We start from the raw sequence: 14845 nt of genomic DNA on the forward strand, positions 1-14845 counted from the left end.
AAGATCCAGCGCTTCCGGCAGCAGGAGGAAGCGGTTAGCTGAGCCCGTTCCCTCCGGAAAGCGAGTGTCCGCAGATACAGGCAGATGCAACGTTATTCACTTAAAATGACTTTATCAACACTCTGAAAAGCCGCGCCGGAGATTTTCTCCGGCGCGGCTTTTAAAATGAATTCCTGAATAACAACTGGACTGCAGACAGATGTCTTATCAGTTTCCTGATCGGCTGTCAGAAGCATGCTTTCTAAGCTCGATAGCTTCAGCACGGGCAGTTTCAACTTCTGTGCGGTCTCTGACAAGGTGCCGGTGAAGAACAGAAGGATCTATGCTTCGATCATCAAGATTCCATTCAAGGCCAAGTGCGGATGTCCTCTGCCGGCAAATACGTTCCACTTCATCGGTGAGCGGAATAGAGAAAGGGCGATAAGGCCAACCTTGGTAAACTTCTTCATAACGTTGATTCAGCGATTCTCTCAGCTGATCTGTATAAATTCCAACTTCATACAGCCGGTGATCACCGCGATCGAGCAGCCGGAAAACTTTATCGAAAAGCTTAAGGCTTCCACGGATATTTCCTCTGCGCTGATGATATAGCGCAACCGCCAGCTGAATAAGCAGCAGCCATGTTTTTTCCCGGTTATTTTCTATCCAGTACTCTTCTAAAATTTCATGACACTCAAAAAAGTCACGTGTTGCATGAAATTCAATTAAATAATTGACATACGCCTGTGGATAATCAACTCTCACTTGCTGCATGTGCGACTCTCCTTTTTCCTTAAGCCTGCTTTGCTTTTATCTTTTCAAGTATAAATCATCTTGCTCATTTATAAAACTATTTCCGTCTGAGTCCGCGGTATATGATATAATATCGCATGAAATGGAGTGGGAACTGATGACATATCACGTAAAACTACACGGGTTCGAAGGCCCTCTTGATCTGCTCCTTCATTTGATTCAAAAAAATGATCTGGACCTGTATGATATTCATTTGAAGGATATTACGGACCAATATGTGGATTATATTCGAACGATGCAAGTACTGGAGCTGAATGTGGCGGGAGAATATCTTGTCATGGCTTCAACGCTTCTATATATGAAAAGCAGATTGCTGCTTCCCGCTGAGGAACCGGAAGAGCTTTATGACGAGCTTGATGCAGAGGAAGAATGGACAAGAGAATCGTTAATGGAAAAACTGGTGCAGTACAAAGCCTATAAGGAAGCTGCCTCAGAATTAAAGCAGAAGGAAGCAGAGCGAAGTCTTTATTTTACAAGACCGCCCGAAGATCTTTCTTGCTTCACTGGAAAAGAGGACCCTTCAGCTGAACTGGATGTATCATTATTTGACCTGATTGGAGCTTTCCAAGATGTTCAAAAGCGCACGAAAAAAGAAAAGTCCTATCACAGCGTTGCGCGTGAAGAAATATCAATTGAGTCCAAGATGGGAGCTATCGTGGATACTCTCAAGCGCTACAAGGGCAAAACAACGTTTCGAACGCTTTTTAATGAAGATCAGGAAGATACACCGGTAATGACTTTTCTGGCATTGCTGGAACTGATGAAAAACAAACGGGTGACGTGTGAGCAGGCCAGGCACTTTGCCGATATTTCAATTGTAATGAAGGAGGGGGATTTTGCGTGACGGAAAAAGATATCACCGGAAGACTGGAAGGGCTGCTCTTCGTAGCGGGAGATGAAGGAATGGAAAAAGCTCATCTTTTAAATGCTCTTCAGTTATCGGAGGAGGAGCTTGAACAGCACGCTGATAAATTAAATCAGCAATATGAAAGCGGCGGGAGAGGCATTGCTTTGCAGGAAGTCGCCGGAGGTTATCAGCTGACAACAAGACCGGAACATGCAGATATGTATAAGAAACTCGTCTCTTCACCGGTCAATACGACTCTTTCACAGGCAGCACTCGAATGTCTGGCAGTCATTGCGTATCGTCAGCCGGTCGCGCGCATGGAAATCGAGGATATTCGCGGTGTTAAAACTGACAGACCGCTTCGTACGCTGCAAAACAGAGGGCTGATACAGGAGACCGGGAGAAAAGAAGGTGCCGGCAGAGCGATTCTTTACGGAACAACGAGGTATTTTCTTGAGCAGTTCGGTCTGCAGACGTTAAACGACCTTCCTCCGCTTGAGAAAGAAGAGGAAGGCAGCGAAGATTTTGATCTCTTTTTTGATCGGTTTCAACAAGCGGTAGAAGAGGAAGGTTAACGCATAACGCTTCCACCCGATATTTTAAGGGATTCCCCCACAATGTTATCCGCTGCATCCGAGAGCAGAAACATGATTGTTCTTGCCGTTTCTTCAGGTGTCGTTATCCTGCCGGAAGGAAGGGCTTTTTCGGTTTGTTCGCGCTGTTCTTCATAAGAGATACCGTTAGCGACGGCCTTTTTTTCCAGAATCTGACGGGCCATGTCGGTGTCTACAAACCCTGGACAAACAGCATTCACTCTTACACCGTGCTCAATAGCTTCCAGAGCAAAAGAGTGAGTAAAGCCGATCATGGCAAATTTTGAGCCTGCGTATGCTGTACTTCCGTGCGTTCCACGGAGACCGGACAAGGAAGATATATTCACTACGGACCCTTTCCCGCGTTCTTTCATGCTTTTAAATACGAGCTGACTCAGCATCACTGCAGAAGTAAAGTTGATCTGCATAATGGACTCCAGCTCATCCTCCTTAATAGACTCGACTACGTCGCCGCCGGCTATACCGGCTCCATTAACGAGCCCGGTTAAAGGACCGAAAGCTTCTTCTGCTTCAAATACAAGCCGCTCTCGGTCCCGAGTATCTGTTAAATCGGCCTGAATGGTTAACAGATTCGAGGCATCAGCATGATAGTGGGCCTGCTGACTCAGCGATCGAAGTTTTTCTTCGTTCCGGCCTGCTGCTGTAACCTGAGCTCCAAGCTTAAGTAATTCAAGTGCCAGCACTTTGCCGATTCCGCCTGTTGCTCCGGTAATTAAAACATGTGTTCCTTTAAATGCGTTAGCATGAAACATACTCATTCACATATTCCTCCTCTTCGAACTGCCCGTTCTAAATGATACGGGATTCTTGTCTACAATTACCCTCTAAAGGGAAAGAGAAAACAGAAGCACATAGCAGATTTTCAAGTTGATGGCTGGAAGGAGTCCATACATGTATATAACAAGAAATAAATGGAAATGGGCTATTGCCGGTCTGTTGCTAATTACACTGGCTGCTACATTATACGGCCTTTTTAAACCTGTGCCGGAGGGAACGTCTTTTAAAGGCGATGTTCATTACACCGACAATCTTTCATTTCTGTTTAACCGCTCTTTTGAAGAGGATGGAGAAAGAGTGTTTAATGAGCAGATATACTCGGCCGTGCTGGAAGCAGTGGAAGAGGCTGAAACGTTTGTCGTAGTGGAAATGTTTCTTCTAAACGATAAAACTGACGGTGATTTCCCGGATCTTAGTCTCTCGCTTACGGAGGCGCTGATCGCGGCATCGGAAAGAGGGGTTGACGTTTATGTCATTACTGACCCTATTAATACCAGCTATTATTCCCATGACTCTACGATGATCAATATGCTGAATGAAGCTGAAATTGAAACGGTTATAACGGATATTTCCAGACTTCAGGATTCAAATCCCCTTTATTCAGGAATATGGCGGGCGTATTTGCAATGGTTCGGACAGAGCGGCAACGGATGGATTGAAAATCCGTTTGACCCGGAAGCGCCCGATATGACGATTCGTTCATTTCTAAAGCTGATGAACGGGAGGGCGAATCACCGAAAAGTGATTGTGACGGAGGAAAGCGGGTTTGTCATGTCTGCTAATTTCCATGATGAAAGCTATTATTATATAAATACCGCGTTTCAAACGGGTGGTCACGTTTTATAGGATTTACTTGATTCAGCTCAGTCTGTTTCAAACTTCTCCGGAGGACCGGAAATTCAGGCAGAACCGGCAATGGATGAGAATGAGGGCGAATATGCTGTACAGGTTTTAACAGAAGGAGAAAACTTCACCAGGGTTCAAAAAATGCTGGATGAATCTTCAGCAGACGATATCGTTTACGCAGCTCTTTACTTTTTAGCGGATCCGGATATTGTCGATAGTATAAAAGCCGCAGCCGAGCGAGGAACAGAAGTAAGACTGATTCTGGATCCTAATGAGAATGCATTTGGTATGGATGTATTCGGTATGCCTAACAGACCGGTAGCGGAAGATTTGATGGACCTTGGGCTTCCAAATTTGCAGGTGCGCTGGTACAACACCGGAGACGAACAGTTTCACCCTAAAACGATGGCCGTATTCAGCAGCTCCGGTTTACAGGTAACAGCGGGATCAGCCAATTTTACGAGCAGAAATATGCGGGATAATAATCTCGATACGAATCTTTACGTGGAGGCGGATCAGGGAAGCGATATATACTTGGAAATCGAAAGTTTCTTTGAGGAAATGTGGACGAACGACGGAGCAGATTATACGTTGCCTTACGAACATTATCTAAATCCACACTCAAGCTGGCGCGAGTGGGTGTACCGTTTTCAGAAAATATCCGGATTGAGCACGTATTAAACTGCCATACTTACATGTGGAGATTCAGCAAAAGGGCGCTCACGGGATGTGAGCGCCCTTTTTTGATTAATAGATTTCAGGATTTAATCACTGTCTGGCTGGCTTCATCTTGTTCCAGCTGTTCCGGAGAAGCATGAAGACGTTTGACGTTCGTAATAACGAAGCCGCTTTTCGGTATCGTCGGAACTCTGGAAAGCGACCATGCAAGATTTTGTTCTGGTACCTCATACGATAAATGCGTCGTGAAATACTTGAAGAATGCACGCATCACAATGACAGTCAACCACTCACCTGCACACCGGTGGCCGGCATAATGGTCACCTCCTCCTTGCGGAACGAAGGAAAAGGGGCTGCCTTTCCAGTCCTTGAATCGTTCAGGATTAAACGTATCCGGATCATTCCAACTGTCGGGATGACGGTTTGTGCCGAAAAAATCGAGAACGACAAGCTGATCTTTTTTAAATTGATAATCATGCCACGTAAATGGCTTTTTAACTTTAGCTGCCATAGCGGGAGCGAAAGGATAATAGCGCCGTACTTCCTGGGCAAACATCTGACTGAACCCATTTTCATCTGCGGCGAGCTTCTCGCTGATGTCAGGAAATTCATGGAGGGCGAGACAGCCGAACACGATAAAGTACCCTGTAGCCAGCAGCGGGCGCACGGCGTTGTTAACCTCGACGGCAGCCTCTGAAGCAGAAAGGCGTTTGCCGTTCTCATCGCGGTAATGTGAGATAATATAAAGAGCCGTGTGTTCCGCAGGCTGAAGCTTGCCTTTGCGAACTTGCCGGACAATGCCGGCGAGCCATTCTTCCTGACTTTTTCGGGCTTTTTTTCCGTCTTTCATTCTGGAAAGAGAACCGAACGAATCAACCATCATCCCCATTTCCCGGGTACGCTGCGCCGCCTCTTCTTCCTTAAGGGGTACACCAGCCCAGCGGCATCCGCTTCTGACGAGAACTTCCCGAATGTCGTCATATATAACCGTTCTGCTTCGTTTTTCCCAAAGCTTTGCTTTCTTATCCAGTTCCTGCAGCGCAATGTCCTTCATATCTTCAATTCGTTCCGGAGTCATCATAGACAAAAACATACGCTTGCGGTGCCGGTGTGCTTCTCCATCCATTCCATGGACGCCTTCTCCGAGCAATGACTTGCTTATCACGCCGGGGACCGCATTTTTCCGGACGAAAAGCTCGTTATCATAAAACTTTTCAACTGCTTCTTCACCAGCCATGCATACAGCCTTTTTACCAAGGAGTCTTGTTTCAAAAAGGTCAGACTCCAGCTCGCGCCTGCGTGAAGTAATAAACATAAATCCTTCATTAAGCAAATTAACTGTATTATCAAATCCTTTGGCTTTTGGTACAGGATACTTTATTTTCAAGTTTCCATCCCCTCTCTTATCTGGTCATACCTGCTGCAGGCAGCTATGTACACCTTTCAGATACCCCTGAGGGGAGGGGATGAAACCAGATGCAGGCTAGCCGGCCTCTGTGCGCAGCTCCTCAAGGAATCGTGCAAACGCCTCATGAAAGTCTTCTGCTTGCGTTACATTGTTATGATCATATCCGGGAAGCTCAATATGCTCTGTGCGACCTGCCCATGTCTCCGCTGTCACGAGGGAGTGCTCCGGGGGAATAACCATGTCTTCAGACCCTGTAAAAACAAGCAGCGGCGTTTCGACCGTTTCGGCCATCGTACTCACCGGAAAGGGATGCCGGATAAAGGTGCCGGCGGGGAGCCACGGATGCCGGTGCTGCTGCAGTGCTTTTCTGGAATCATAGGGAGAAATTAATATAGTCGCTGCAACCGGCCTCTCAGAAGCTAAATAGGCAGCCGTACCAGTTCCCATGCTCCGTCCTCCCGATACAATCATTGATTGATCCACCGCGTGATGGGATGCTCCGAAGTCATAAAGCGCTTCGGCATCGGAGAAAAAAGCGTCCTGGGACGGCTCTCCAGTACTCTTTCCGTAGCCGCGGTAATTAACAAACAAGCCATGCCATTCATCCGGGAGCGGGAGGGATTCCATTGCTCTGGAAGCTTCCTCAGCATTCCCTCCAAAATAAATAAACAACGGTGCAGCTTCATCAAGGGAAGAAGGGAGGAACCACCCGTGCAGTTCGGCTCCATCAGAATCGATAACGACTTCCTCAGAGGATGGGAACGCTTCATTTACTTGTTCGATTCGATCATTAGACAGGGATGCTCCTTGAAATAGGTTTTCTTCCTGATTCACAATGGCCTGGTAAAAGTGAAGACCATAAAACAGCAGGCCCACACCTGCGGCTGCTGAAATGAGTAATTTCATTTAAAACCGTTCCTTTCTTCGTCATACCAGATTCGGAGATGATCCTGCATCTTTGCTTCCAGCTTGATTGATGCCGACCGCACGCCGCCAGCCTCCGTATCCGGTGCATCTGGATGGCCACGGAATGCGGTTTTCCATTCTCCCTGGTCTGTTTTCCAGTATGTAAGCAAATAATCCGCATAGAGGCGATAACATTCTTTTGCAGCATGACTTTGCTGAGCAGTAAGCGGAACTTCTGACAGGGGAAAAGGCAGCTTGGGATTCGTCACCTGAATTTCTCGCACGTGGAGCTTTTCACGCTGCCGGGAGCAGGCATTGTGCATTGCCAGAAGCTGCAGCTCAACGAGCCGTTTTTGTTCAATTGCCACATCAGCCTCAGCGTTTTTTGCTTTTAGAGGCAGTTCAGGCTGTTCATTTCGTATAAAAAGGATCAGCAGCAGAACCTGGCCGATCAGAACAACAGATAGCATTACCGTTTGCAGCAAGCGCACCACACCTCTCTTCTTTTGCGAAACCGGCTTTTTCGGAGTACAATAGAGTACTGGCAGATAAATTGTATCATGAACCGCTGTCGGGATGACAACGGAAAGGAAAGGTGTAAACATGGAAAGATTACAGAAAATTATTGCCTCGGCAGGAATTACGTCACGCCGAAAAGCTGAAAAACTGATTGAGGATGGAAAAGTGCAGGTAAATGGAGAAACCGTAACCGAACTTGGCAAGAAAGCAGATGCAGCAAAGGATACCATCCTTGTAGACGGGGTGCCGCTGCAGAAGGAGTCCCCGGTATACTATGTTCTCTACAAGCCTTCCGGTGTGATTTCAAGTGCGAAAGATGAAGCCGGCAGAAAAACGGTGGTTGATTATATCGATACGGACAAGCGGGTTTATCCGGTAGGGCGCCTTGACTACGATACGTCCGGCATTATTATTCTGACGAATGACGGTGAATTTGCCAATACGCTGATGCATCCGAAATATCAAGTTGAGAAAGCTTATTTAGCGAAAGTAGAAGGAATTCCATCGAGACAGTTGATTAAAAAACTGCAGAACGGAATTGTAATAGACGATCAAAAAACGGCTCCCGCGTTTGCGAAAGTCCGTAAAACAGACCAGCGCAAAGGTACATCACTTGTAGAGCTGGTTATTCATGAAGGACGGAACCGCCAGGTCAGAAAAATGTTTGACGCTATCGGCCACCCTGTTATCAAGCTGCGGCGGGAGCGGTACGGCATTCTGGATACAAAAGGCCTTAATGCAGGAGAATATAGAGAGTTAAAGCCGCATGAAGTAAAGAAGCTGCGCGATTCAGCTGTCACATAACGTTCGAAAAAGACATCCCTCCATTTCATGATAATGAAGGCGCTGCATGATAAGATAAGGATGGGGAAATGTTTTCAGTAAAGGAGGGATAGCCATGAAAAAAAAGCGGCTTTTAATGAGATCGGCAATCCTTTTTGTGATGGTTGCTGCTATCGGGTATACATTCTTCAATCATTTTTCGGAAGAGCGAGGCCTGGTTGATGCCGGGGATTCAGCACCTAACTTTGTGCTGGAGGGTCTGGAAGGTGAACCGATCGAACTTTCCGATTTGAGAGGAGAAGGCGTGTATCTCAATTTTTGGGCTACATACTGTACTTACTGCCGCTCAAAAATGGAATATTTGCAGGAACATTATGAAGAATATGAAGAGAAGGGCGTTCGGGTCGTCAATGTAAACGTGGATGAAACGACGCTTCAGGTTGAACGGCATAAGCAGCGATTTAACCTGGCCTATGATTTGTACATTGACCGCAATATGCTTGTGAGTAATGCGTACGGTGTAGGCGTACTGCCGTCAGTCTTTTTAATCGATGAAAACGGAGAAGTGATTGAGAGACAAGTCGGTGGAAAAACTGAAGAGCAGGTCCTCACAGCACTGGATTCACTCGTGCCTGCTCAGTAACGGGGGATTTACATGAACAAAGTAACATGTGAGTGCGGACATGAAAATCCGTATGGGACGTACTTATGTGAGTCATGCGGGAAACCGCTCCAGGATGAAGGACGCCTGGCTAACATGCGCTATGAAGGAGTGGCAAGACGATCACAGACGTATAAAAGATCGCCGGTGGACAAGGTGTGGAACTTCTTTTCATCGGTTAAGGTAGGTATCTGGATCATTGTGCTGCTGCTCGTTACGTCGTCGATCGGCACACTGTTCCCACAGGAAATGTACATTCCGCCCGGAGAAAGCCCGACTGAGTATTATGCGGCTGAATACGGACTTGCAGGGCAGCTGTATTACGACTTGGGCTTTCATAATCTCTACAGCTCATGGTGGTATATGCTGCTCGTTGCAGCTCTTGGAATATCACTCGTCATCGCAAGTCTCGACCGTTTCGTGCCGCTCTACAGAGCACTCAAAAAGCAGCGCGTAACCCGGCACACAGCCTTCATGAAAAAACAGAGACTGTACGGAGAAAAAGAATCAGGCGAAGTGGATATTGATCAGCTGAAAACGGCTTTAATCAAACGCCGCTACAAAGTGAGAGAGGAAAACGGAAACCTGCTTGCGGAAAAAGGACGGTTCGCAAGATGGGGCCCTTACGTTAACCACGTCGGGCTGATTATCTTCCTTATTGGAGGAATGCTCCGCTTTTTCCCGGGAATGTACCTGGACGATTACGTCTGGATTCGTGATGGGGAAACGGAAGTCATCAGCGGCACAGATGGAGAATACTTCGTTGAAAACAATCAGTTCGTCGTAGAATTTTACGACGAAGAAGAGAATGACATTCTGCAGCCTGCCCTTATGCGTGCTGATGCGCCGGTAGTGTCAAACTTTCAAACCAGTGCTTCCTTGTACAAACGATCTTCGGAAGGATCCATCGGCAGCGGCACAGAACTTGAACACGTAAAGGATCATGAAATCATCGTAAACGATCCACTGACGTTCGAAGGAATCTCCCTGTATCAGACGGATTATAAGATGAATGAGCTTTCCAGTTTCACATTCGGAGTCGAAACAGATGCAGAAGGGGAAACAGAAGCGTTGGAAGATGTGGTATTTACCGTGGATTTAAACGATCCGCAGATGTTTTATGAATTTGATAATGGCTATCAAATTGAAATCATTGAATACTTTCCTAATTTTTATGTGAACGATGCTGGAGAGCCGACAACGGAAAACAGAGTTCCGGATAATCCGCGGATCATTTTTGAACTGTTTCCTCCGGAGGCAGATCCTGAAACCGATCAGGGTGAAATCAGCCTGATAGGGATCCAGGTAAACGAAGAACTGAATGGAGAAAATGATCATACGATCCGCATGCTGGACGCGGATATGGTAAACGTGACCGGTCTTGTTATCCGCCGCGATCATACACTTCCGATTATCATGGTCGGCGGTGCCATCTTTATGGTCGGACTTGTGCAGGGTTCTTACTGGCATCATCGGCGTATCTGGATTCAGCAGAAAGACGGCAAGCTGTTTGTTGCCGGGCATGCCAACAAAAACTGGCATGCGTTAAAGAAAGATCTCGAATATTTAAATGACTATTCGGATCTTCCTGAAATAAAAGATCAGCTGGAAGAAGATAAAGCAGCTGAAACGGAAGAAGGAGGGACTTCCAGTCATGTTCGAGCTCAGCAGTAATATGCTCTATGTCGCATTTGGTCTTTACCTGGCCTCTACTGTCTTTTTTGCCGTGTCGATCACAGGCCGGAAATTTAAAAACCGCAGCGGGGAAGAAAAAAATAAATCAGCTTTGTTAGGTTATCTTTCCGCGATTCTGGCACTTTGTGCTTCCATTGCCTATTTCGTGCTCCGCTGGATCGCTGTCGGCTATGCACCTGTCAGCAATATGTTTGAGTACACGACCGCCCTTGGAATTGCAATGGCACTCGCGTTTGTGATTATTTATCCGATTTATCATAACAGATATTTGGGATTTGTTACGATGCCGATCGTGATGCTGATCATCGCGTACGCTTCCATGTTTCCCGGTGAAGCACAGCCATTGATTCCGGCGCTGCAGACGAACTGGCTCTTTATCCATGTTATTACGACAGCGATCGGTCAGGGGATTTTAGCCATTGGTTTCGCTGCGGGTGTATTATATCTTATCCGCTCGATTGACTTTTCAAAGGCTTCGAAAAAAGTAAAGGCAATTGAATTTATTATGTTCGGACTTCTGGCAACGGTTGCTTATATTGCGATCGGCACAGGATTTGGTGCCGCTGATTACACAGCTGAATTCTCTTATGTCAATGAATTTGGAGATGAATCGACAATAGAGTACTATCTGCCGCCGATTGTCGGACCGAATGAAGGAGAATTGATCTCCGAGCAAGGCTTCAGTCCTGTCGTTAATCTACCTGATTATTTACGCAGTGACGATGTAAACACGCTTCTCTGGTCGTTCCTCGGAGGAATCGTGTTATATGGCGGACTACGTGCAGGCTTCCGTAAACCGGTTGCTGGAACGATTCAGCCGCTGGTCAGCCGGGTGAACCTGCAGACGGTAGATGAAATCAGCTATCGTGCCATTGCGATCGGATTTCCTATTTTTACACTTGGTGGTCTCATTTTCGCTATGATATGGGCACAAATCGCGTGGACAAGGTTCTGGGGATGGGATCCAAAAGAGGTGTGGGCCTTGATCACCTTCCTCTTCTACGCAGCCTACCTGCATTTGCGGCTGTCAAGAGGATGGCACGGTGAAAAGAGTGCGTGGCTCTGCGTGATTGGGTTTGCTCTCATCATGTTCAACCTGATCTTTGTGAACCTCGTAATCGCCGGACTTCACTCTTACGCATAACTTCGATACAATATGAATACAGGATCATGGGGCTGTCCGCATAAACGGACAGCCCTTTAAATGGAGGTCAGTGCTATGGAAATTGCTGAAGATACGAAGATTTTAATTGTAGACGATGAAGAACGAATCCGCAGACTGCTCAGAATGTACCTGGAAAAAGAAGCGTATACAGTGGAAGATGCTGAAAACGGAGAAAGCGCTCTCACGATGGCGCTTGAAACCGATTATGATCTGATCGTGCTTGATTTAATGATGCCGGGTATGGACGGCATTGAAGTTTGTGAAGAAATTCGAAAACAAAAGGCGACGCCGATCATTATGCTCACAGCTAAAGGGGAAGAAGTAAACCGTGTGCAGGGGTTTGAGGCCGGTACAGATGACTATATTGTTAAGCCGTTCAGTCCGCGTGAAGTGGTGCTGCGTGTAAAAGCGCTGCTTCGCAGAGCGTCGTCCACGAAATTTCTGCAGACGGAGACGAAAACAAAAGAACTGTTTGAGTTTCCTTATTTAACAATAGACGATGATGCGCATCGAGTGACAGTAAAAGGTGAATTAATCAGTCTGACGCCTAAGGAGTATGAATTGCTTCTGTACCTTGCACAGGCACCGGATAAAGTGTTTGCCCGTGAACAGCTTTTAAAAGACGTCTGGAACTATGAATTCTTTGGTGATTTGAGAACGGTGGATACACACGTCAAGCGGCTTCGGGAAAAACTAAGTCAAGTTGAGCCCAAAGCGTCAGATATGATAAAAACAGTCTGGGGCGTCGGCTATAAGTTTGAAGCAGGAGACGCCGGCTGATGTTTTGGCGAAGCGTCGTAGGGAAGCTCTGGTTTACTATTCTTCTCTTAGTTTCAGTTGTTCTTCTTGTGCTGACCGTACTTCTGCTCGAATATTTTGAACGGTTTCACACCGAACAGGCTGAGCAGGAGCTGCTGAACCACGCCAATTTAATCGTTGAATTTCTGGAGGAGTCTGAGAGCGGGGAAGAGGCGGTAGAGCTGACGAGTACGATTTCCTCATCCTATGCTGCCCAGGCTGTCGTATTCGGCGAAACAGATTACTGGTATACGGCACAGGAGGAATCGCTCCCAATCGCTTTATTTTCAGAGGACGGCACGTTAGCGCGCGTGCTTGAATCGGATGAAACAGTCGTCACTCAGGGAGAGTTTATGAATACGCCGGAAGATGAAAGAGAAATTATGATCGTCGGCGTTCCGTTCTCATTTGAAGATGGTGAAGACGGAAGCCTGTACCTCTATCAGCCTCTGGATGTAATCGATGAAGCGTCAGACCAGACGAAACAAATCATCTTCTTCTCGGCGGCAATCGCCATTATCCTGACGACTGTCTTTGCTTTCTTTCTTTCTTCGCGAATTACGGCACCGCTCAGGCAGATGCGCACCGCTTCGCTTGAAGTCGCCAAAGGTAATTTTGATACAAAAATTCCAATTCAGACAAAGGATGAAATCGGTCTGCTTGCAATGGCATTTAATCGGATGGGCAGAGCGCTGAACACGAATCTGACGGCATTGAATCGTGAGAAGGAACAGCTTTCCCGAATTCTCGCTTCGATGGCTGACGGAGTCCTCACGCTTAATAAAGAAGGACAGGTTGTTGTGATGAACCCGCCGGCTGCTTCGTTTATGGAAACGTGGAAGTACGAGCAGCAGCTCGCAGGAGACGGTCAGCCAATTGAACTTTACAGACTGTTCAGAAGAGTGGTCACGGAAGAGAAAGAAGTCGATGCAGAGTTCACTGTACAAGGACGAAGCTGGGTCATATTAATGACACCGCTTTATGACGATGATACGATTCGAGGAGCGGTAGCCGTTCTGCGTGATATGACAGAAGAAAGGCAGCATGATAAACTCAGAAAGGACTTTATCGCTAACGTGTCACACGAGCTTCGTACGCCGATCTCCATGCTTCAGGGCTATAGTGAAGCTATTGTGGACGATATTGCAGAGAGCGCGGAAGAGAAAAAGGAAATGGCGGGTATTATTTACGATGAATCGCTTAGAATCGGGCGCCTCGTAAATGAACTGCTTGATTTAGCTCGAATGGAAGCAGGATATCTTTCTCTGCAGCGAGAAATAGTTGATATCGGAGTGATTGTTGAAAAAATGATTCGGAAATTTCAAGTTGTTGCAAATGAACAGCAGCTCTCCCTTTCGTCATCTATTAAGACGAGTCATGCAGAGGCATATGCAGATCCTGACCGGATCGAACAGGTACTGACGAATCTGATTGATAACGCAGTGCGTCACACGTCAGAAAAGGGAAGTGTTTCGGTTTCTGTATTTACGGAACAGCGTGATATCGTGATTGAGGTAAATGACACGGGAGCAGGAATACCGGAAGAAGACCTTCCATTCATTTTTGAGCGTTTTTATAAGGCTGATAAAGCGAGGACGAGAGGCAGGGCAGGAACCGGACTGGGTCTCGCTATCGTAAAAAACATTGTCGATGCCCACGGCGGAAAAGTGACTGCCCGCAGTAAATTAAATGAAGGAACCACATTCCGAGTAGAACTTCCATCAGCTAAAGGAGGAGAAGAAGCATGAAGATTTATACGAAGAAAGGTGACAAAGGTCAAACACAGCTGATTGGCCGCAGAGTGCCGAAAACAAATGAACGAGTCAACGCTTATGGCACAGTGGATGAACTAAACAGCTTTATCGGTGTCGCTGCTGCATCTCTTCCGGAGAACTGCAGCGATATTCAGCAGGAGCTTCTGGAGATCCAGCACGAGCTGTTCGATCTTGGGGGAGATTTGGCAAACGTAACAGGTAAAACTGACTGGGCGCTTTCAGGAAAAGCCGTTTCCAGACTTGAAGGTGCGATCGACCGTTATTGGAGCGAGGCTGCGGAAATTAAAGCGTTTATTCTTCCAGGGGGTACAAAAGCAGCTGCTGATATGCACGTATGCAGGACGGTAGCTCGCCGTGCTGAGCGCCTCACAGCAGCCATTCATGATGATGATCAAATGCCGACTGAAGCGCTCCCTTATTTAAATCGTCTTTCTGACTATTTTTTCGCTGCAGCAAGAGTGGTAAATCATCGTAATGATGTGCCGGATATCGCCTATGCCAGAGGAAAAACAGTTTTCAAGTAACAAATCGTTGATGCTGAAGCATGAAAAGAGCAGCAGGGGGAGTACAACGTTTTTACG

16 protein-coding genes are annotated in these 14845 nt (G+C 46.8%); 11 read left to right on the plus strand and 5 right to left on the minus strand.

Features of this window, described 5'->3' with window-relative positions; genetic code table 11:
- Positions 1 to 207: 207 nt before the first annotated feature.
- Positions 208 to 753 (minus strand): DUF309 domain-containing protein, encoded by a 546-nt coding sequence (locus HCN83_RS11240; RefSeq protein ID WP_168007343.1) that lies wholly within the window; start codon positions 751 to 753, stop codon positions 208 to 210.
- 136 nt (positions 754 to 889) lie between these two features.
- On the opposite strand from HCN83_RS11240, the gene HCN83_RS11245 reads away from it, so the two are divergent.
- Together HCN83_RS11245 and scpB are read left to right on the plus strand one after the other, a co-directional pair.
- Positions 890 to 1636, plus strand: a complete 747-nt coding sequence (locus HCN83_RS11245; protein ID WP_281351725.1) for a segregation and condensation protein A — start codon at positions 890 to 892, stop codon at positions 1634 to 1636.
- Complete coding sequence (gene scpB / locus HCN83_RS11250) at positions 1633 to 2214, plus strand: SMC-Scp complex subunit ScpB (RefSeq protein WP_168007345.1); 582 nt, start codon at positions 1633 to 1635, stop codon at positions 2212 to 2214. Before HCN83_RS11245 ends, scpB begins: the two co-directional genes overlap by 4 nt.
- Here the strand turns inward: scpB and HCN83_RS11255 are convergent.
- Positions 2211 to 3011, minus strand: coding sequence for an SDR family NAD(P)-dependent oxidoreductase (locus tag HCN83_RS11255; protein ID WP_168007347.1), 801 nt, complete (start codon positions 3009 to 3011; stop codon positions 2211 to 2213). The genes scpB and HCN83_RS11255 overlap by 4 nt on opposite strands.
- A gap of 133 nt (positions 3012 to 3144) precedes the next feature.
- Between HCN83_RS11255 and HCN83_RS11260 the strand changes: the two genes are divergently transcribed.
- Positions 3145 to 3876 carry a hypothetical protein gene (locus tag HCN83_RS11260; protein ID WP_168007349.1) on the plus strand — a complete coding sequence of 244 codons (732 nt, stop codon included), beginning with the start codon at positions 3145 to 3147 and terminating at the stop codon, positions 3874 to 3876.
- Between the two features lie 69 nt (positions 3877 to 3945).
- A complete protein-coding gene (locus HCN83_RS11265) occupies positions 3946 to 4557 on the plus strand; it encodes a phospholipase D-like domain-containing protein (protein WP_168007351.1) in 612 nt (203 codons plus the stop codon).
- A 76-nt stretch (positions 4558 to 4633) separates the two neighbouring features.
- Here HCN83_RS11265 and HCN83_RS11270 read toward each other — a convergent pair whose 3' ends face one another.
- The 3 genes from HCN83_RS11270 to HCN83_RS11280 form a co-directional block, all read right to left on the minus strand.
- A complete protein-coding gene (locus HCN83_RS11270; protein WP_246238206.1) occupies positions 4634 to 5941 on the minus strand; it encodes a cytochrome P450 in 1308 nt (435 codons plus the stop codon).
- A gap of 96 nt (positions 5942 to 6037) precedes the next feature.
- Positions 6038 to 6868 (minus strand): alpha/beta hydrolase, encoded by an 831-nt coding sequence (locus HCN83_RS11275; RefSeq protein ID WP_168007353.1) that lies wholly within the window; start codon positions 6866 to 6868, stop codon positions 6038 to 6040.
- Positions 6865 to 7353: a hypothetical protein gene (locus tag HCN83_RS11280; protein ID WP_168007355.1), complete on the minus strand. Its 489-nt coding sequence runs from the start codon at positions 7351 to 7353 to the stop codon at positions 6865 to 6867. Before HCN83_RS11280 ends, HCN83_RS11275 begins: the two co-directional genes overlap by 4 nt.
- 118 nt (positions 7354 to 7471) lie before the next feature.
- Here HCN83_RS11280 and HCN83_RS11285 point away from each other — a divergent pair, with 118 nt between their 5' ends.
- The 7 genes from HCN83_RS11285 (at position 7472) to HCN83_RS11315 (ending at position 14788) form a co-directional block, all read left to right on the plus strand.
- Positions 7472 to 8191 carry a pseudouridine synthase gene (locus HCN83_RS11285; RefSeq protein ID WP_168007357.1) on the plus strand — a complete coding sequence of 240 codons (720 nt, stop codon included), beginning with the start codon at positions 7472 to 7474 and terminating at the stop codon, positions 8189 to 8191.
- A 94-nt stretch (positions 8192 to 8285) separates the two neighbouring features.
- Positions 8286 to 8813: a thiol-disulfide oxidoreductase ResA gene (gene resA / locus HCN83_RS11290; RefSeq protein WP_168007359.1), complete on the plus strand. Its 528-nt coding sequence runs from the start codon at positions 8286 to 8288 to the stop codon at positions 8811 to 8813.
- 12 nt (positions 8814 to 8825) lie between these two features.
- Positions 8826 to 10505 carry a cytochrome c biogenesis protein ResB gene (gene resB / locus HCN83_RS11295; RefSeq protein ID WP_168007361.1) on the plus strand — a complete coding sequence of 560 codons (1680 nt, stop codon included), beginning with the start codon at positions 8826 to 8828 and terminating at the stop codon, positions 10503 to 10505.
- Positions 10486 to 11670 (plus strand): c-type cytochrome biogenesis protein CcsB, encoded by a 1185-nt coding sequence (gene ccsB, locus HCN83_RS11300; RefSeq protein ID WP_168007363.1) that lies wholly within the window; start codon positions 10486 to 10488, stop codon positions 11668 to 11670. The genes resB and ccsB overlap by 20 nt, the downstream gene beginning before the upstream one ends.
- A 75-nt stretch (positions 11671 to 11745) precedes the next feature.
- Positions 11746 to 12471: a response regulator transcription factor gene (locus HCN83_RS11305; protein ID WP_168007365.1), complete on the plus strand. Its 726-nt coding sequence runs from the start codon at positions 11746 to 11748 to the stop codon at positions 12469 to 12471.
- Positions 12471 to 14237 carry an ATP-binding protein gene (locus HCN83_RS11310; protein WP_168007367.1) on the plus strand — a complete coding sequence of 589 codons (1767 nt, stop codon included), beginning with the start codon at positions 12471 to 12473 and terminating at the stop codon, positions 14235 to 14237. The genes HCN83_RS11305 and HCN83_RS11310 overlap by 1 nt, the downstream gene beginning before the upstream one ends.
- Positions 14234 to 14788: a cob(I)yrinic acid a,c-diamide adenosyltransferase gene (locus HCN83_RS11315; protein WP_168007369.1), complete on the plus strand. Its 555-nt coding sequence runs from the start codon at positions 14234 to 14236 to the stop codon at positions 14786 to 14788. Before HCN83_RS11310 ends, HCN83_RS11315 begins: the two co-directional genes overlap by 4 nt.
- Positions 14789 to 14845 lie beyond the last annotated feature (57 nt).

Source organism: Alkalicoccus luteus (assembly GCF_012034335.1).
GTDB lineage: Bacteria > Bacillota > Bacilli > Bacillales > Salisediminibacteriaceae > Alkalicoccus > Alkalicoccus luteus_A.